We start from the raw sequence: 18,097 nt of genomic DNA, 5'->3' as shown, positions 1-18,097 counted from the left end.
CCCGCCCCCGCGCCCGCTCGCCCCGCCCACCCCCACCCGGTCGATCATGGAGTTGTGGTGGGCGTTTGACTGCACTTCGCGGCGTTTGTGAGGCACCACAAGTCCATGATCGACCCGGCGAGCCTGGGGCGGGGCGGGGGTGGGGGTGGGGGGTGAGGGGTCGGGGTTTTACGGGGTTGGGTTGAGGAGGGCTTGGACTTCTGCTCGGCGGGGTGGGTCTGCGCCTTGGCGGGCGCAGGTCAGTGCGGCCACCGTCGCCGCCTGGCGGAGCACCGTGCCCCACTGCTGCTCGGTCACCGCGGCGAGCCGGTCGGCCGGGCGGTCGCCGAGCGCATCGAGGTCGGCCAGCGCGGCCAACAGACCGCCGGTGAACGAGTCACCCGCTCCGACGGTGTCGACAACTGTGGTGCGTACCCCCGGTTGTTCGTGCAGTGATCCGTTCGGGGCGAGCAGCCAGGCGCCCTCGCCACCCCGGGTCACCACCGCGCAGGACACCCCGGCCTCGCGCCATTCGGCCAGTACGTCGCCCACCGACCGGCCCGGATAGAGCCAGGCCAGGTCCTCGTCGCTGGCCTTCACCAGGTTCGCGAGGGGCATCTGGCGGCGTACCCTGGCCTGCTCGGCCGCCCGGTCGGTGACGATGCTGGGCCGCAGGTTGAGGTCGATCGAGACGGTGAGCCCGTTCCGGCGGTGTTCCCGGGTGAGCAGGTCTTCCAGCACCTGCGCCCCGGGCGGCAGCGCGAGCGCGAGGGACCCGGTGTGCAGCGCGGTCGCCGGCGTCCCGGTCAGGTCGGGCAGCTCCCCTGGCGTCCACTGCCAGTCCGCCGTGCCGGCCAGCCGGAACTCGTAGCTGGCCTGCCCGCTGGCGTTCAACGTGGCCACCGCCACCGAGGTGGGCTCCGCGGCGCGGACCGCCCAGTCCAGGTCCACCCGGTTGGCGCTCAGGTGCGCGGTGAGTTGCCGACCGTACTCGTCGGTGCCGAGCCGGGCCAGCAGCCGCACCGGCTGGTCGAGCCGGGCCAGGGTGAGCGCGACGTTGGCCGGGGAGCCACCCGGCACGGCGCGCTGACCCTCGGCGGTGACCACCAGGTCGATGAGCGCCTCTCCCGCGACCACGATCATGCGGTCACCTCGCCCGGGGCGAGCGGGCCGGGGCCACCGAGCCCGTTGGCCGAGCGCGACAGCAGCACCGCCTGGTACGCGTGGTAGACGTCCGGCCGGCCGTGCCAGACCGTGTCGGCGGGCAGGTTCTGTGCGTCCAACTCGTGCCGCCATCCGGTGCCGTCGATCAGGTAGCGGCGCGCGTACGCCCAGAAGACGCGGTACCAGTCGGCGTAGACGTCGTCGCCGGTGCGACGGTGCAGGGTGATCGCCGCGCCGATGGCCTCGGCGAGCACCCAGTGCATCCGGGAGCGCACCACCGGCCGGTCGTCCCAGTCGATCGTGTAGACGAAGCCGTCGGCGCCGTCGACCGCCCAGCCACGGCGCACGGCCGCGGCGAAGAGGCTGCGGGCGTCGGCGAGCAGCCAGCGGGGTGGCTGCGGCAGGACGGCCTCCAACTCCAGCAGCAGCCGGGCCCACTCCAACCAGTGGCCCATCGTCGAGCCGTACGGCCGGAAGGGGTCGGCGGGCTGGTCCCGGTTGTAGTCGAGCAGCGGCGTCCAGTCGGCGGTGAAGTGCTCGGGCAGCCGCCAGTCGTGCCGGGCGGCCTCGGTGTGCACCAGGTGGGTGGCGATCCGCAGGGCGCGGTCGGCCCAGCTCGCGTCGCCGGTGGCGGCGGCAGCGGCGAGGAACGCCTCGACCATGTGCATGCTGCTGTTCGCGCCGCGGTAGTCCTCGGTGACCGTCCAGTCCCGGACCCACGACTCGCGGACCGCGCCCGCCTCGTCGTCCCAGAACCGGTCCCGCACCACGGTCAGCACGTCGGCGAGCAACTCCTTCGCGCCGGGCCGTCCGGCGCGCGCGGCGCTGGATGCGGCGAGCAGCACGAACGCGTGGTCGTAGCCGGCCTTGTGGTCGTCGACTGGCGCGCCCTGCTGGTCCACGGCGCTGAACCAACCGCCGAACCGGTCGTCGCGCAGCAGGGTGCTGAGCGCGGCGATTCCGTGGTCGACGAGGGCGGCGGCGTCCGGGTCGCCGTTGCGGTGGGCGAGGGCGGCCACGTGGGTCATCCGGCAGGTGATCCAGGTGTACACCGCTTCGCCACGGTCCGGGGTGCGGTCGTCGGTCAACCACCAGAAGCCGCCCTCCGGCCGGACCGCGCGGCGGGCCGTGTCGAGCAGGGTGTGGGTCTGGTCGGCGAGGAAGTCGTCCAGGTCGGGCAGGTCGGGTGACCCGGCCGGAGCGGGGGTCGTCTGGGCGTCGGATCGGGGCACGTCGGTCATCTCAGCTGGGTCACCGTCGAGTAGGGAAGGGACATAGGGCCAGGATCGGCGCACGGACCGGGTCCGCGCCGCAAAACCGTCAACGGTACGCCACGAAGCGACACGTGCGGCGGGAAGAGTTTTCCTCCCTTTTGCCCGTTGACATCGTTGTCACTTCTCAACCCTGCTCCGGCGGCCGGCCAACTGTCAATTCCGTCTGCGTCACACCGCACCGCCGCCGCAGCAGCCGTCAGGACGCGGTCCAGCAGGTCGGCGACCTCCCCTACCGCTGCGCTCAGTAGTAGTCGTCGATCGGCTGACGCGCCTCGTCGAACAGCGCCGGCCCCTCGTAACGCACCGGAGGCAGCGGCGGGGTGGCCGGCTTGACCTCCTCGAACTGCTCACTGGACAGGGCGTACACCACCCGCCCGAGCCCGGACCTGTCGATCGCTGTCGCGCACATCGGGCAGGGCTGGCAACTGGTGAACATGGTGGTGCCGGCGGCCACCTCGGGAGGGAGTTCCCGAGCGGCCCAGCGGGCCAGTTTGAGTTCCGGATGTGCGCTGATGTCCGCGTCGGAGACCACGGTGTTGTGGTCCTCAATCAGGACGGTGCCGTCCGCCCCGACAAGCAACGAGCCGAACGGCCGTTCGCCGGATGCTCCGGCCTGGCTGGCGAGTGCCACGGCGCGGCGGAGAAACGTTTCGTCGTCGGGTGTCATCGGACCTCCTGGGTCTTGCGGTACGCGGCCACGGCCGTCCTGCGGTACGCGGCCACGGCCGCGAGGGTCTGCCAGGCGCGTTCGGGTTGGTGGATCTCGGCGAGGTCGCCGTTGAACGGGTCGAGCACCACCGTCTCCGCGCCGAGCAGCCGGATCTGGTCGAGGTCGGCGGTGATCTGCTCGATGGTGCCCACACCGGCGAGCCGGTCGGAGCCGGTGACCGGGTCCCGGGTTTCCTGGAGTGCGATGCGCGGCATCAGCGCGGGCGCGGGGAGGCCCAGGTCGTCGGCGATGGCGGCGAGCCGGCCGGCCGCGTCGGTGAGGTCACCGAGCGTGAGGCGCAGCGGGTGCCACGCGTCTCCGAGTCGAACGGCGCGGCGCATGCCGGCGTCGCTGTTGCCGCCGACCCAGATCGGGATCGCACCCGTGTCGTAGTCGTCGGCGTTCTGCCAGGCGTCGCGCATCGCGCGCAGGTAGTCGTCGGTCAGCGCGCCGCGCCGCTGGAACGGCACGCCGAGCGCCTCGAACTCCTGCCGGGCCCAGCCGACGCCGACGCCGAGGACGAGCCGGCCACCGCTGAGCCGGTTGAGGTTCGCCGCCATCCGGGCGGTGAGCAGCGGATGCCGGTAAGGGACGATGAGCACCGTGGTGCCCAGCCGGACCCGGCGGGTCACCCCGGCCAGCCAGGACAGCGTGGTGAACGGCTCGTAGAACGGCGCCGGATACTGCTCGGCCACGTCCGGGGTCACCGCGATGTGGTCGGAGACCATCAGCAGGTCGAACCCGAGACCCTCGATCGTCTGCGCCCACCGTCGCAGCACGTCGGGGTCGGTGCCCGGGCCGAAGTTCGGGACGTTCACGCCAATCTGCACGGGCTTACGCTAGCCACTGTGGACCGGCGTGTGAACACCATGATCCCTGCCTGTGCTGGCCCTGGGCACGGATCGGCCGGCAGGTGGGGGCCGCGTACCCTGACGAGCCTTGCCCGATCGCGGCCCGCGCCGGACGCCGGCCCGGTCCGGCCCGGCGGATGAACGCCCTGCCCCAGGATGGCCGGATGGAGCTACCCGAGGGGCTTGGCTGGGTAGGCGCGGCACCGACCGGCCGGGCCTGGCTCGCCGCCCTCCCGACGTGGTTGGCGGAGTGCGCCGAGCAGTGGTCGCTGCGACTCGGCCCGCCCTTCCGGCAGGCGTACGCCTCGCTGGCGCTCCCGGCGGACCTGCCGGACGGCACGGCGGCGGTGCTGAAACTCCAGTACCCGGACGACGACAGCCGGCACGAGGCCGACGCGCTGACCCACTGGGACGGCGACGGCGCGATCCGGCTACTCGCACACGATCCGGGACGGCGCGCCCTGCTGGTGGAGCGCTGCCGGCCCGGCAGTCCGCTGCACGAGCTGCCGATGGACCGGGCGCTGGACGTGGTAACCGGGCTCCTGCCCCGGCTCTGGCGGCCCGCCGGCGCGCCGTTCACCCCGCTCGCCGTGGAGGCCGCCGGCTGGATCGACCGGATGCCGAGGGCGTGGGAGCGGGCCGGCCGGCCATACGAGCGGCGACTGTTGGACGCGGCGCTCGCCCTGCTCACCGACCTGGTGTCGAGCCAGGGCGAGCAGGTACTGGTCAACCAGGACCTGCACGCCGGCAACGTGCTCGCCGCCGACCGGGAGCCGTGGCTGGCGATCGACCCGAAGCCGCTGACCGGCGAGCGCGAGTTCTCGGTCGTGTCGATGGTGCGCGGTCCGGAGTTGGGCCACTCGCCGGCCGCTGTCCGGCACCGGCTACACCGGCTCAGCACCGACCTCGGGCTGGACCGGGAGCGGGTGCGGGGCTGGACGATCGGGCAGACGCTGGCCTGGAGCGTCGCCAACGACGGCGTCTTTCCGCACCAGATCGAGGTGGTCCGCTGGCTGCTCGACTGACCGATCGATCGGTCCCTGGCTGCCGCACGACCAAGCGCGACGCGACCGGCTCAGCCGACGCGACCTGCTCAGCCGAGCTGGCAGGTGCGGCACCAGTAGAGATTGCGCCCGGCCAGCTCGCCACGGCTGACCTCGGTGCCGCAGACGTGGCAGGGCGCACCGGGGCGGCGGTAGACGTACACCTCACCGCCGTGCCGATCCACCCGCGCCGCCCGGCCCATCGCCTCCGGCAGGTGTGCGTCGCGCACGGTGTCGATCCGGCCGTGCTCGGCCGCGAGCCGCATCAGGGCGACCAGGTCGGCCCAGAGCGCGTCCCAGCCGTCCCGGGTCAGCCGGCGGCCGGGCATCGTGGGCGACAACCCGGCCCGAAACAGCGCCTCGGTCACGAAGATCAACCCGGTGCCGGCCACCACCGACTGGTCCAGCAGCAGCGCCGCGAGGGGCGTCGGGCTGCGCGAGATCCGGCGGTACGCCCGCTCCGGGTCGGCGTCGGCGCGCAGCGGATCCGGCCCGAGGCGGGCCCGCAGCGCGGCCACCTCGGGTGGAGTGATCAGTTCACAGGCGGTGGGCCCGCGCAGGTCCAGCCAGTGCCGATCGCTGGCCAGTCGCAGCCGCACCTGGCCGACCGGCTCCGGTGGCTCCCCCGCGCCGTCGGCGAACTTCCCAAAAAGCCCAAGGTGTACGTGCAGAGCCAGCTCGCCGGCGTAGTGGTGCAGCAGGTGCTTGCCGTACGCCTCGGTGCCCTCCAGCACCATCCCGGAGAGCCGGGCGGCACCGTCGGCGAAGCGCCCCTGCGGGCTGGCGGCGTGCACCTTGTCCCCGGCGAACAGCTCGGCGTGCCGGGCCGCCAGGCGGTGGATCGAATGTCCCTCTGGCACGGGTCCCAAGGATAGCCAGCCACGCGGAGACGCCGATCGCCTCGGGCCATGCGCCGCGCCGATCGCCTCGGAGCACCGCCGGGCCGATCGCCTCGGGCCATGCGCCGCGCCGATCGCCTCGCGGCGCCCCCGGGCCGATCGCCTCGGGCCATGCGCCGCGCCGATCGCCTCGGGGCACCCCCGGGCCGGGCACCCCCGGGCTTGATCGACTCGGCTTTCAGGAAATCGGGGTGTTCTGGTGAGCGGGACACCCCGACTTTCAGGAAGGCGAGTCGATCACGGCGGGAGGGCGCCCTGGACGGCGTGGTCAGACCCGGCGCTGCCCCTTGACGCCGCCCAGGAACGCGGCCCAGGTGTCCGGGGTGAAGGCGAGCGCCGGACCGGTCGGGTCCTTGCTGTCCCGTACGCCCACGACGCCCGGCAGGTTGTCGGCCACCTCGACGCAGTCACCGCCGCTGCCGCCGCTGCGGGTGCTCTTGCGCCAGATCGCACCGGCAAGGTCAGTCATGATGCTCCTCGATGATCGAAGTGATCATTTTCTTTGATTCTGCCTCACTCAAGGCGAGGGCTTCCAGGTCCGACCAGACATGTTCGTAGGCGGCCACCTCGGCCGGCTTGTCCAGATAGAGCGCGCCGGTGATGTTCTCGACGTAGACGGTGGTCGGCTCGGTCGACGCTCTCCCGAAAGCCTGTGGGAAATCCAGCAGGACGAAGGTGCCGGTCTCGCTGGCCAACGGCGGACCGGCGGCGAGCGGCAGGACCCGCAGAGTCACGGTCGGCAGTGCGGCCACGTCGAGCAGGTGGCGTAGCTGCTGTGCCATCGCCCGGCGATCGGGAATGCTGCGCAGCAGCACGGCCTCGCTCAGGACGACCCGCAGGGTGGGCGCGGCGGGCAGCCGGCGCACGAGGATGCTCTGCCGTTGCAGCCGGACCTCCACCAGCTTTTCCCGATCCTCCGGGCGCATGGTCGGGTTCTTCCGGCGGAACAACTCGCTGGCGTACTCCCGGGTTTGCAGGAGTCCGGGGATTAGCTCCGAGTCATATCGGCGGATCAGAGTTGCGGACGATTCCAGGCCGACATACAGCGAGAACCATGACGGGACGACATCGCCGTACGAATGCCACCACCCCCGGGCGCGAGTCTCCTTCGCGAGCCCGGCGACGATCTCGCCCATGTCGTCGGGCACCCGATAGAGAACACACATCGCTCGGGCGTCCACCACGCGCACCGGGACCAGCCCCTTCTCGATGCGCCACACCTTCTGCCGTGAACAGTCAAGTGCTTCGGCCGTGGCGTCCAGCGACACCGAGGCGTCCTCGCGGAGCTGCGTGAGCAGCCGGCCGAGCTGCCGTCGAGGGACCGTCGACCCGCTTGTTTCATCCGTCATGCAACATCACCGCGTCCCTCCTGCAACACCGAATGTTTCGCCTCGCACGCATTTCTTTTCCATTCCTCGTGCGTCAATGTGGTCTGACATTAGGACGGCGGTGTGGATTGCACAAGGTGGCCAGCGTGGAACATGCTGTCACGCGTTGGCGCCTCCCGGAAAACGGTGTCGGGAATAGCGTCAGCACAAGGCCGGCGTGACGCTATTCCTCGGAAGGACACCGCGATGCGCGTGTCGTACAACGAATACCTGTTGGTCACCGCGCTGACCCTCGCCCGTCGACACCGGCCGGTGTGGAGTTGGGTGCGCTGGCGCACCGTGTGCCGCTGCGGCGCGGACCTGCCCTGCCGGGTCCGCCACCGCATCCCGATCAACCGCGGTCACTGGCCGACATGACCGGCTGGAAGCCCGGCGACCTGCTGCTGATCGGTGCGGCGTGCTCGGTGCAGTTCGCCGGCGATCGGGCGCTACGCCTTCGACTGGTCCACGCCGACCCGCGCCCGACATACCACGGGTGGGTCTGGCTGACGGGCTACGTCCTGGACGACAAGGGCCTGGCCGTCGACAAGCGGGAGGTGTACGTGCAGCAGGCCGGGGTGCGGTTGCTCCGCGCCGCGCCCCCGCCCACGCCGGGCAGGCCCGCGCCCAAGCCCACGTCCGGCAGGTCCACGTCCACGCCGGGCAGGTCCGCGCCCACACCCACGTCCGGCAAGTCGGCCCGGCGATGATCGACGCACGCCGGCCACCGCCGCACGCCGGTCGCGGCCCGGCGTGGCGACCCCGTACCCGGGATTGGTGTCAGGAAACGCCCAGGTGGGTATTTCAGGGCGGTACCGCGTGGGTGCCACCCCTTCCGACGGCCACCACGCATTTATCAGGAGGTGTGTAGTGGTCAGGATTCCTTCGCTGTCCCGCCGGTCCGAGCCGGCACCGACGCGGGACGAGAACCTCGACGGCCGCGTGGACGGCCGCGACACCCCGGGCGCTGACCGGGACAGCACGGCGGCGACCGACACGGGCCGGTCCGACGAGGTCACCGACCGACCGGTGATCACCGAGCGGGACGCCGACCAGACGACGTACCGCAGCGCCACCGCGCCCACCGGTCAGCTCGGGGAGGCCGAGCGGCGTGCCGCCGAGCGGGCAGCGGTGGCCCGAGCCGCCACCGCCCGCCCGGTCGACAGCGAGCCCCGCACCACCCGCCCGGCGGAGACCCACACCGCCCGCCCGGTGGAGACCGAGACCCGCACCGGCACCGCCCCGACCGTGGCCCGCACCGCCGAGCGGGACACCGACCTCGACAACACCACCAGCCGGTCCGACACGACGGACCGGGTCACCACCGACCGTCCGGTCGACCCGACCCCGGGCGTGACCACGCCCGAGCCGCCAGCGACGCGCGGCCCGAAGCCGCGGGCCAGCCTGCTCGCCACCCTTGGCCTGATCGTCTCCGTCGCCGGTGCGCTGTTCGTGCTGACCGGCACTCTGGCCGGGTACGGCATCGGGCTTGGCGCTTTCGGCGCGGTGCTCGCGGTGCTCGGCCTGATGGCCACCCGCCGCCGGCACGTCGCCGGCAAGACCGATGCGCTCTTCGGTGTGCTGATCGGGCTGGCCGCGGTGGTGATCGGGGTGCTCGCGATGACCGGGCAGTTCGACTGGCCGACCACGGATGGCGACTGGGTGCAACGCTTCCGGGAGTGGCTTGACTCACAGTTTGTCGACCGTTTCTAGCGGGCACTGTTCCGCTCGCCGGTGATGCACCGGCGACAAGCCGGCGGTTCGCCGGCAGCCCGACTTGATCCGGTGGTTCACCGGCCGGGCGACACCCTTTCAGGGGCGGCGATTCGCCGCCCCTGAAGTGTTTCCAGGGTCAGGCGGCTCCCCTTGGGGTGGCCCGCTGGGCCGACGCGCGCCTCCTCCTGCCGGCAGCGGACCGGCCGCCCCCGCGTGCACCTTTGCTCTGCACCCGCCGAGTCGACGCTCACGGCCGGTAGCTGGCGCATCCGCGGGTGCAGAGCAAAGGTGAGCCAAGGGCACCCCACGAGCAGCGGGCGTGTAGAGCAAAGGGGTTGCCGGGACCCACCAGGAGCAGCGGGTGCAGAGCAAAGGTGGGCCACGCCCACCAAGAGGAGCGGGTGGCCCAGAACACGAATACCAGCTCGCGCAACCCGCGACGCAACGATTCGCGACTGCAAACCGCCCAGACGCAACGAATGTTCGGTCTGCGCAACTCTCAGTGGTGGATCCTGCCGCCGGGGCCGCATAGCGTTGAGCAGCGGCGCCAGCCCGTGGGCCACGGTGGCCGGGCGCGCCCGACCCTGGGAGCAGGACTAATGACGATGGACGCCACCAGCCAGCGCCTGTTGATGTGCCGGCCGACGTACTTCGCCGTCGACTACGCGATCAACCCCTGGATGGACCCGAGCGGCCCGGTCGACGCGGCGCTCGCCGTCCGGCAGTGGGAGAAGCTCCGCCAGACGTACCTTGACCTGGGCCACACCGTCGAGGAGATCACTCCGGTGCCCGGCCTGCCCGACATGGTCTTCGCCGCCAACGGTGGCACCGTCATCGACGGCAAGGCGATGGCCGTGCAGTTCCGCGACCCGCAGCGCGCCGACGAGGCACCCGCCTACCGGGCCTGGTTCGAGGACGCCGGCTTCGAGATGTACGACCCGAAGCACGTCAACGAGGGTGAGGGCGACGTCCTGCTGGCCGGCGACCACCTGCTGGCCGGCACCGGCTTCCGCACGGCGCACTCCTCGCACGCCCAGTTGCAGGAGGTCTTCGGCTACCCGGTGATCACCATGCAACTGGTCGACCCGCGCTTCTACCACCTGGACACCGCGCTGACCGTGCTCGACGAGCGGACCGTGGCGTACCTCCCGGAGGCGTTCTCCCCCGGCAGCCAGGCCGTGCTGCGCCGGCTCTTCCCCGACGCGGTGCATGCCACCATGGCCGACGCCGAGGTGCTGGGGCTGAACGCGGTCAGCGACGGACGGCACGTGGTGCTGCCCGCGCAGGCCATCGACCTGGCCGCCAAGCTGCGCGACCGGGGCTACGAGACCATCGGTGTCGACCTGTCCGAGCTGCTCAAGGCCGGCGGCGGACCGAAGTGCTGCACGCTGCGACTCCGTCAGGGAAAGGCAAGCCAGTGATCGTGGATGACATCCTGCGGACGCCGGAAGCGGTCCGGGACGCCGAGCGCTGGACAGCGCACAACTACCACCCGCTGCCGGTGGTGATCTCGTCCGCGGAGGGTGCCTGGCTCACCGATGTGGACGGGCGCCGCTACCTGGACTGCCTCGCCGGCTACTCGGCCCTGAACTTCGGCCACCGGCACCCGCAGCTGATCGCCGCCGCGCACGCGCAACTGGACCGGCTCACGCTGACCAGCCGCGCGTTCATCCACGACCAGTTCGCCGACTTCTGCCGGGAGCTGGCCGAACTGTGCGGCAAGGAGCTGGTGCTGCCGATGAACACCGGCGCCGAGGCGGTGGAGACCGGGATCAAGGTGGCCCGCAAGTGGGGCTACCAGGTCAAGGGCGTGCCCGCCGGCCAGGCCAACATCGTGGTCGCCGAGGGCAACTTCCACGGCCGGACCACCACCATCGTGAGCTTCTCCACCGACGAGGACGCGCGCGCCGACTTCGGGCCGTACACCCCGGGTTTCACGGTCGTGCCGTACGGCGACCTGGACGCCCTGACCGCCGCGATCGACGAGAACACCGTGGCCGTGCTGCTGGAGCCGATCCAGGGTGAGCAGGGCGTGGTGGTGCCACCCGAGGGCTACCTGCCGGGTGTACGCCAGGTCTGCACCGAGCGCGACGTACTGTTCATCGCCGACGAGATCCAGTCGGGTCTGGGGCGTACCGGCAAGACCTTCGCCTGTGACCACGAGGGCGTCGTGCCCGACATGTACCTGCTCGGCAAGGCGCTCGGCGGCGGCATCATCCCGGTCTCCGCGGTGGCCGCGAACGCCGACGTGCTCGGGGTGCTCAAGCCCGGCCAGCACGGCTCGACCTTCGGCGGCAACCCGCTCGCCTGCGCGGTGGCGATCGAGGTGGTCCGGTTGCTGGCCACCGGCGAGTTCCAGCGCCGCTCGGCCGAGCTGGGTGAGAGGCTGCGGGCCGGCCTGGAAGGGCTGGTCGGCAAGGGTCTCGTCGGGGTACGCGTCCGTGGCCTGTGGGCCGGTCTGGACATCGACCCGGCGCTGATGAGCGGCCGGGAGGCGTGCGAGCGGCTCGCCCAGCGTGGCGTACTCGCCAAGGACACCCACGGCTCCACCATCCGGCTAGCCCCGCCCCTGGTCATCACCGAAGAAGAGATCGACCTGGCGGTCTCCACTCTCGCCGAGGTGCTAGCCGCCTAACCCGCCGCCCCCACGCGTTGATCATGGAGTTATTGCCCGCTGCCGCAGCGTGTCGTGGCAATAACTCCATGATCAACCGGGGTTGGCGCGCCGCGGCCGGGACCTGGGCGGGCGGGGTTAGGGGCGGGGTAGGCGCATGGCCATCGTTGGGGCCTCGGCCATCACCGAGGTGGGGGTGAACGGGGCGCCGGTCGGCAACTCCTCGGCCCGACCGATCTGCACTCCGGGGTACAACTCCACCATGTCGTTCTCGCCGAGCACCCGGGACTGCTGCGGGGCCAGCGGGATGCGGTCCGACTCGTTCATCGAACCGGCCGGTCGGATGCCGGAGCCGTTGGTGCTCACGTCGGTCACGATGACCTCGCCGACCCGCAGCTCGAAGCGGACGTGACCGCGGCTGATCCACCGCCGGGCCTCGTCGTTGAGCCACTGGCCGAGCATGATCCCGCCGTCCTGCTCGGGTGCCCGGCCGGCCACGATCGGCTGCTCCTCACTGAGCACGAACCGCCGCCGGACCAGGCCGCCGACGCGCACCGCAAGCACCTCACTGCGCGGCCGAGGCCCGCCGTCGCCGAGGCGTACGCCGTGGCGGGGGCAGGTCGGCACACCGTTGCGCAGCGCGGGCGGCGGCTGCGCGGCGGGGCTGCGGTCAGCACCCCCGGCCAGGTCGGCGAACGCGCCACCCCCACCACCGCCACCGAACAGCGCGCAACCCGACTCCGGGCAGCGCCACTGCCGGGCCAGCAGCTTCGCACCGGTCGGCGAGCGCTTGCCGGCGACCGGCGCGTGCCCGCCGCCGACGTGCGCGATGAACACCGGCCCACCGGCGCCCGGCACCGGGGCGACCACCCGACCGGGCTGCTCGACCAGCCACGGGAACCGCCCGCGCAGCCCGTCGAAGCGGACCCGGCTGAGCACCGGCAACCCGAGCAGGTCGGCCACCTCCAACATCCGGTCGCCCGGATTGTCGAGCACCTCGACCAGCCCGTCGTCGGCCCAGCGGCGCACCACCATCCGCTCGTTGGACGTGAGGTCGGCGTCGGAGAGCAACGCCCGGTGCACGATCGCGTAGACCTGGACGCTGTCCTCCTCCAACTCGCGGGAGAGCGCGTCGATGACCATGCCGAGCCGGAGCAGGCTGGCCGGCCGGCCACCGTCGATGTCCTGGTAGCGGATCACCTCGGCCAGGTCGACCACGGCTCTGGCCAGCGACGGGTCCGTGCAGACCCGTCCCTCGATGGCGTCCAGCACCTTGCTGATCTCGAATCTCATGCCGCGCTCCGGACGATGTCGTCGATCCGCCGAGCCAGCTCGACGTCCAGGTGGGTGACCCCACCGGCCGAGTGCGTGACGCAGCGGAAGGTCAGGGTCCGCCATCGGATGTCGATGTCGGGATGGTGGTCAAGCTCCTCGGCCACCGCCGCCACCCGGTCCACCACCGCGATGGCGGCCGGGAAACTGCCGAGCTGAGCCGTACGACCGATGCCGGTCGGGTCGCCCGACCAGTCGGGCAACCGGCCCAGCTCTTCTCGCACCGCGTCCGCGGTGAGCAGGTCTGCCATGAGCAGACCCTACCGGTGACACGTCCGTCGGGCCGGACACGCCACCGTGCCACCGACTCCACCCAGGCCAGCCAACCGTCTCGATCAACCTGCCCAGACGCGAGGGTGGGGCGGCATCATCAGATGCCGCCCCATCGATCAGTCCTCGCAACAGCCGCGCAGCGGCCGTGCCGTTCAGCCGCCCAGCGGCCGTGCCGTTCAGCCGCGCAGCGGCCGGCCCACCTCGTGCAGGTGACCGAGCGCCTGCCGGTACGACTCGATCAGCCCGGTCTCGGCGTACGGGATGCCCTGCTCGACACAGTAGGCACGCACGATCGGCTGGGCCCGGCGCAGGTTGGCCCGGGGCATGTTCGGGAAGAGGTGGTGCTCGATCTGGTAGTTGAGCCCGCCCAGCGTGGTGTCCACCAGTCGGCTGCCGCGCACGTTGCGGGAGGTCAGCACCTGCTTACGCAGGAAGTCCAGCTCGTCCTCGGCGGTCGGCATCGGCATGCCCTTGTGGTTCGGCGCGAACGCGCAGCCCATGTAGAGGCCCCACAGCGCCTGGTGCACGACGGCGAAGAGCAGCGCCTTGACCGGCGACATGACCGCCAACAGCAGCGCCACGTAGCCGACGGTGTGCGCGACGAGCAGCGCGGCCTCGACCGCCCGGTGCCGCATCGGGACGGTGTACTTGCCGTCCTCCCGGCCGACGATCGCCCGGATGCTCGCCACGTGCAGGTTCAGACCCTCCAGCAGGAGCATCGGGAAGAAGAAGTACGCCTGCCGCTGAGCCATCCAACGGCCGAACCCCCGCGTCTCCAGCGCCTGCTCGGGCGTCCACACCAGGGCACCCGCGCCGACGTCCGGGTCCTCGTCCTCGTGGTTCGGGTTGGCGTGGTGCCGGTTGTGCTTGTCGACCCACCAGCCGTAGCTGATCCCCACCGCCACGTTGCCGGCGAACAGCCCCACCAGCTCGCTGGCGCCACGGCGTCGGAACATCTGCCGGTGACCGGCGTCGTGCCCGAGGAACGCGACCTGGGTGGTGGCCACCGCCATCACCGCCGCGAGCGGCAGCTGCCACCAGGAGTCGCCGAGCAGGAACACGCCGATCCAGCCGGCCACGAAGGCGCCGAGGGTGAGCGTGATGCGGGTGACGTACCAGCCCGGGCGCCGCTCGAGCAGGCCCGCCTGGCTGATCCGTCGGGACAACTGTGCGTAGTCACTGCCTCGCCGTCGTACCGGCGGTTCCGCCACCGCTCCGAGCGCCATTACTGCTCCCGATCCGCTTGTGCCCAAACCGGGGTGGTTCGGGCCTACTGTCAGTCTCCGGTCAACGGGAGCGTTGAATAACCCTGGCAACCCCCGAATCGGGGGTAGGGCGGGCACTACCCCCGATCGTGTTGCGGCTCAGCCCAGCCGGGCCACCGTGGCCCGCAACCGGGCCAGGTCACGCCGCCGCCGCTCGTAGGTCGCGGCGAGCCCGACCAGCGCCAGCCCGCCCGCCCCGAGGTAGATCCACCGGGGCAGCAGGTCCCAACCGCGGGCCACCTCGTGCAGCGCCAACAGCGCCAGCACCCCACCGCCGAGCAGCACCGGCGCCTGCCATCGGCGGGTCGCGCCGGCCAGCACCGCGCCCAGGGCCGCCGCGCCGAGGAGCAGTCGCCGCCACGGCTGCGGGTCCGACCCGGCCAGCACCGACACGAGGCTCGGCAGCAGCGCCGCGACCAGCCCCGGGCCGAGGGCCGGCCAGCTGGTCAGCCCGGGGCGGGTGCGCAGCGCCAGCAGGCCCGCGCCGAGGGCGAGCGCCGAGGCCGGCAGGGTGTACGCCTCCAGCACCGTCACGCCGCCGGCGGCCAGCAGGACCCATGCTCCGAGCAACTCGCTGCCGGCGGCGATGCCGGCGAACGCCCACCGCCGGCCGGCCGGCTCACCCCGGCGCAGCAGCCGCAGCGCGACGGCAGCTCCCCAGAGCACGCAGACGGTGGCGAGGTGCCGCGCCACCTCGACCGCCAGCACGGCCGCCACCAGCGCCACCGCCTGCGCGGCGGCGTCCAGTACCCGCCCGACCCGGTCTCGCGGCGAGGCCACCGCGGCGACGGCCAGCACCAGGGCGGCCACCGCCAACAGCGGGTACGCCGCCGCCCGCAGTGGCTGCCCACCGGCGAGCGGGGCGGTCACCGCCAGCGCGGACGCCGCGCCCACCCCAGCCAGGTAACCCGCCACCCGCACCTCGACGACGCGCGCCCCGACGGCGACGACAACCGCCGCCACCAGCAGCACTCCCTCCGCGGCGAGCGTCCCCGCCCGGGTGGCCAGCAGCCCCGCCACACCGGAGGTGGTCAGCACCGCACCCACCGGCACGGCGATCGGTGCGAACGCCGGGCGCACCGCCAGAGCGGCGAACAGCAGCGCGGCCAACCCGGTGAGCAGGACAACCGCCGGCAACACCGGCCACGGCGTGCCGATCGCGACGAGCAGCACCGGCAGGGCCGCCGCGACGAACGGCAGCGCGGGCAGCACCCGGGCGCGAACCCCCCGACCGGCCAACACGACGGCCAGCGCCAACCCGGCCAGCGCCAACCCGCGCGCAAGCGCCATCGGGTCGGCGACGAGCGTGGGCACCCCCGACCACACCCGCCCCGAGCCGTACGGCGACACGAGCGCGCCCCACACCGTCGGCAGGGCCGCCAGGACCGCGATCGCCGCCAGCAGGCCCCCCGCCGCCAGCAGCACGGCCCGCCGGGCCGGTTCCTGGTCGCCGGCCGCCGGCCGCTCCCACCGGGCGACGAGCGCGACGCCGAGCGCCGCCAGTGCGGCGTACAGCGGGAGGGGTTCGTTCCCCGCCACGACCAGCGGCGTGAGTCCGGGCACGGTCACCGCGACCACGGCGCCGACCACCGCGTACCCGGTCAGCTCGATCCGGTGGCGACGCGCCGCGAGCACCGCGACCAGCGGCAGCCCGGCGGCGGCCAGCGCGAGCCGCGCCTGCCACCAGGGTGGCGCACCCGCGGCGAACAGCGCCACCGCGACGACCCCGGGCAGCGCGAGCTGCGCGACCAGCAGCCCCACGCCGGCCACCGGACGGTACGGCCCGGCACCCCGTCGTACGGCCAGGGCCAGCCCGACCCCGACGATGCAGCCGAGCGCCACCAGGGCACCGGTCGGGGCGGCCAGGGCGACCAGCAGCCCGTGCCCGAGCAGGACAACACCACCGAGCGCGCGGGTGAGCAGCGCGGCGGGTCGGGTCGCCGGACGCGCCAGCACGGCGCCCAGCAGCCCGACCCCGCCGACCAGGTCGACGGCCACCACCGCCGGCCAGGGGGCCGCCCAGCCGGCGGGCAGGGCGAGCAGCACCGCCACCGCGCCGGCCGTGGCGAGCACCGCCCGTACCTTCCGGGGCAGCAGCAGCACCGTCGCGCCGAGCGCCAACGCCACGGCGGGTGCCAACTGCCAGCCCCAGTCCAGGTCCGGTCCCACCCCGGCCCCACGCCACGGCGGCAGCGAGCGGCCCACGGCGGCGACCGCGAGCACGGCGGTGATCAGGGCGGCCACCTGGGCCGTTGCGGCCGCGACCAGCAGCGCACCGGCACGCGGGCCGGTACGCCAACCGCCGGCACCGCGCACCCCCGACCCGACCTCGGCGGAACGCTTTGCCCCGGCCGACTCCCGCACCGGCAGCTCCGCCCCGGCCGGGCCCGGCAGCAGCCGCACCGCCCCGGCCAGCACGAGTGCGACAGTCGCCGCCGCGACCAGCAGCAGGGACGGCCGCAGCTCGGCCACCGGTCGCAGCAGGGCGGCGGCGAGCACCGGCACCGGCAACCCGCCCGCCACCGCCCGCAACGCCCGTCCGCCGACCAACCGGGCCGCACCGAACCCGGTCAGCGCGACCAGCAACAGCGGCACCCCGGCCAGCAACGGCGAACCCGCCGCCCGCCCGGCCAGCAGCGGCACCAGGGCACAACTGGCGGCACCCACCAGGCCGGCGACGTGACCGACCGCCGCCACCACCCGGCCGACGAGCGGTGCCACGCCCGCCCGGCCACGCAGCGCCACCAGCACGGCCAGGTCCAGCAGCGCCACGGCGAGCAGGACCAGCGCCCATCCGGCCGCGTCCGGCTCGGCCCCGACGGCGAGCAGCGGCACCACCGGCTGGGCGGTCACCAGCGCGGCGAACCAGGGCCCGGTCAACCCGCTCCACCGGCCGTACGCCACGGCGACCGCCGCGCTGGCCCCCCCGACCAGCGCGGCGTACCGGCTGCCCGGCCAGCCGGCCACCCCGGCCAGGTCCACCGACCAGGCCGCGTAACCGTCCAGCACCACCAGCAGCAACCCGACCGCGGCGAACGTCTCCGCCGTGCCGCGCAACCCCCGACGGACCACCAGCGGCGGTACGCCCAGCAGAAGCGCGGTGACCGCGGCCAGGATCGACGCCCGCCCGGCGACACCCACCGCCGCCCAGGCAACGGCGGTGAACACCACCGCGGCCGTGCCCAGCAACAGTCCACCGAGGACGAAGAGCACACCCTGGACGGTCCGGGTGGAGGTCTCCGCCGCACCCGGTGCCGAATCCGCCGTGCCGGCCGGCCCAGCGGACGCCGCCGGCCCAGCGGACGCCGCCGGCCCGACGAGAGCCGCCGGGCGCGTCACCATGGAGGCAGCCAACCCGGCGCGGACGACAGCCGCCAGCTCGGCCCGCCGCCGTGACGTGGCCGACAGGCGCCCGGCCAGCTCGGTGTACGCGCGGCGGGCCCGCTCCACCTCCGGCTCCAACTGAGCGACCTCCCGGCCCAGCCGCACCACCTCGGCGGCGATCGGATCGGGCGCACGCCGGCAGCCGGTGCAGCCGGTACTCAGATCGGCCGGGGCACCACAGGCCGGGCAGGGATAGCGGGTGTCATCCACCCGGTCATCATCCGAAG

17 protein-coding genes are annotated in these 18,097 nt (G+C 73.1%); 6 read left to right on the top strand and 11 right to left on the bottom strand.

Annotation, left to right across the window (positions count from 1 at the left end):
• Positions 1 to 168: 168 nt before the first annotated feature.
• From AB0B14_RS27450 to AB0B14_RS27435, 4 genes are all read right to left on the bottom strand, one after another.
• Positions 169 to 1,122 (bottom strand): carbohydrate kinase, encoded by a 954-nt coding sequence (locus AB0B14_RS27450; protein ID WP_357066786.1) that lies wholly within the window; start codon positions 1,120 to 1,122, stop codon positions 169 to 171.
• Positions 1,119 to 2,384 carry an AGE family epimerase/isomerase gene (locus AB0B14_RS27445; RefSeq protein WP_357066784.1) on the bottom strand — a complete coding sequence of 422 codons (1,266 nt, stop codon included), beginning with the start codon at positions 2,382 to 2,384 and terminating at the stop codon, positions 1,119 to 1,121. The genes AB0B14_RS27450 and AB0B14_RS27445 overlap by 4 nt, the downstream gene beginning before the upstream one ends.
• 274 nt (positions 2,385 to 2,658) lie before the next feature.
• Positions 2,659 to 3,084: a nucleoside deaminase gene (locus AB0B14_RS27440; RefSeq protein ID WP_357524907.1), complete on the bottom strand. Its 426-nt coding sequence runs from the start codon at positions 3,082 to 3,084 to the stop codon at positions 2,659 to 2,661.
• Positions 3,081 to 3,956 carry a TIGR03619 family F420-dependent LLM class oxidoreductase gene (locus tag AB0B14_RS27435; RefSeq protein WP_357524905.1) on the bottom strand — a complete coding sequence of 292 codons (876 nt, stop codon included), beginning with the start codon at positions 3,954 to 3,956 and terminating at the stop codon, positions 3,081 to 3,083. The genes AB0B14_RS27440 and AB0B14_RS27435 overlap by 4 nt, the downstream gene beginning before the upstream one ends.
• A gap of 185 nt (positions 3,957 to 4,141) precedes the next feature.
• Between AB0B14_RS27435 and AB0B14_RS27430 the strand changes: the two genes are divergently transcribed.
• Positions 4,142 to 5,002, top strand: a complete 861-nt coding sequence (locus AB0B14_RS27430) for an aminoglycoside phosphotransferase family protein (RefSeq protein WP_357524902.1) — start codon at positions 4,142 to 4,144, stop codon at positions 5,000 to 5,002.
• Positions 5,003 to 5,070: 68 nt separating this feature from the next.
• Here AB0B14_RS27430 and AB0B14_RS27425 read toward each other — a convergent pair whose 3' ends face one another.
• From AB0B14_RS27425 to AB0B14_RS27415, 3 genes are all read right to left on the bottom strand, one after another.
• Complete coding sequence (locus tag AB0B14_RS27425) at positions 5,071 to 5,880, bottom strand: DNA-formamidopyrimidine glycosylase family protein (RefSeq protein ID WP_357524900.1); 810 nt, start codon at positions 5,878 to 5,880, stop codon at positions 5,071 to 5,073.
• Positions 5,881 to 6,187: 307 nt separating this feature from the next.
• Positions 6,188 to 6,388 carry a DUF397 domain-containing protein gene (locus AB0B14_RS27420; protein WP_357524898.1) on the bottom strand — a complete coding sequence of 67 codons (201 nt, stop codon included), beginning with the start codon at positions 6,386 to 6,388 and terminating at the stop codon, positions 6,188 to 6,190.
• Positions 6,381 to 7,268, bottom strand: a complete 888-nt coding sequence (locus AB0B14_RS27415) for a helix-turn-helix transcriptional regulator (protein WP_357524896.1) — start codon at positions 7,266 to 7,268, stop codon at positions 6,381 to 6,383. Before AB0B14_RS27415 ends, AB0B14_RS27420 begins: the two co-directional genes overlap by 8 nt.
• A gap of 225 nt (positions 7,269 to 7,493) precedes the next feature.
• Between AB0B14_RS27415 and AB0B14_RS27410 the strand changes: the two genes are divergently transcribed.
• From AB0B14_RS27410 to rocD, 5 genes are all read left to right on the top strand, one after another.
• Positions 7,494 to 7,664: a hypothetical protein gene (locus AB0B14_RS27410; RefSeq protein WP_357066770.1), complete on the top strand. Its 171-nt coding sequence runs from the start codon at positions 7,494 to 7,496 to the stop codon at positions 7,662 to 7,664.
• The gene (locus AB0B14_RS27405; RefSeq protein WP_357066768.1) at positions 7,661 to 7,996 is read left to right on the top strand and encodes a hypothetical protein; all 336 of its coding nucleotides are present in this window, start codon (positions 7,661 to 7,663) and stop codon (positions 7,994 to 7,996) included. Before AB0B14_RS27410 ends, AB0B14_RS27405 begins: the two co-directional genes overlap by 4 nt.
• A 160-nt stretch (positions 7,997 to 8,156) precedes the next feature.
• A complete protein-coding gene (locus AB0B14_RS27400; RefSeq protein WP_357524894.1) occupies positions 8,157 to 8,999 on the top strand; it encodes a thrombospondin in 843 nt (280 codons plus the stop codon).
• Between the two features lie 608 nt (positions 9,000 to 9,607).
• Positions 9,608 to 10,423, top strand: coding sequence for a dimethylargininase (ddaH, locus tag AB0B14_RS27395; RefSeq protein ID WP_357067203.1), 816 nt, complete (start codon positions 9,608 to 9,610; stop codon positions 10,421 to 10,423).
• Entirely contained in the window at positions 10,423 to 11,637 is a 1,215-nt protein-coding gene (gene rocD / locus AB0B14_RS27390; protein WP_357524922.1) for an ornithine--oxo-acid transaminase, read from the top strand. The genes ddaH and rocD overlap by 1 nt, the downstream gene beginning before the upstream one ends.
• 117 nt (positions 11,638 to 11,754) lie before the next feature.
• Here the strand turns inward: rocD and AB0B14_RS27385 are convergent, their stop codons facing one another.
• The 4 genes from AB0B14_RS27385 to AB0B14_RS27370 form a co-directional block, all read right to left on the bottom strand.
• Entirely contained in the window at positions 11,755 to 12,909 is a 1,155-nt protein-coding gene (locus AB0B14_RS27385; RefSeq protein ID WP_357066764.1) for an FHA domain-containing protein, read from the bottom strand.
• Positions 12,906 to 13,199 (bottom strand): 4a-hydroxytetrahydrobiopterin dehydratase, encoded by a 294-nt coding sequence (locus tag AB0B14_RS27380; protein WP_357066762.1) that lies wholly within the window; start codon positions 13,197 to 13,199, stop codon positions 12,906 to 12,908. The genes AB0B14_RS27385 and AB0B14_RS27380 overlap by 4 nt, the downstream gene beginning before the upstream one ends.
• Before the next feature lie 198 nt (positions 13,200 to 13,397).
• Positions 13,398 to 14,447: an acyl-CoA desaturase gene (locus tag AB0B14_RS27375; protein WP_357066760.1), complete on the bottom strand. Its 1,050-nt coding sequence runs from the start codon at positions 14,445 to 14,447 to the stop codon at positions 13,398 to 13,400.
• A 138-nt stretch (positions 14,448 to 14,585) separates the two neighbouring features.
• Positions 14,586 to 18,080: a hypothetical protein gene (locus tag AB0B14_RS27370; protein ID WP_357524892.1), complete on the bottom strand. Its 3,495-nt coding sequence runs from the start codon at positions 18,078 to 18,080 to the stop codon at positions 14,586 to 14,588.
• Between the last annotated feature and the right edge of the window lie 17 nt (positions 18,081 to 18,097).

It is taken from the genome of Micromonospora sp. NPDC049171 (assembly GCF_040648275.1).
GTDB lineage: Bacteria > Actinomycetota > Actinomycetes > Mycobacteriales > Micromonosporaceae > Micromonospora.
This window is presented reverse-complemented; position numbering and strand designations above follow the sequence as displayed.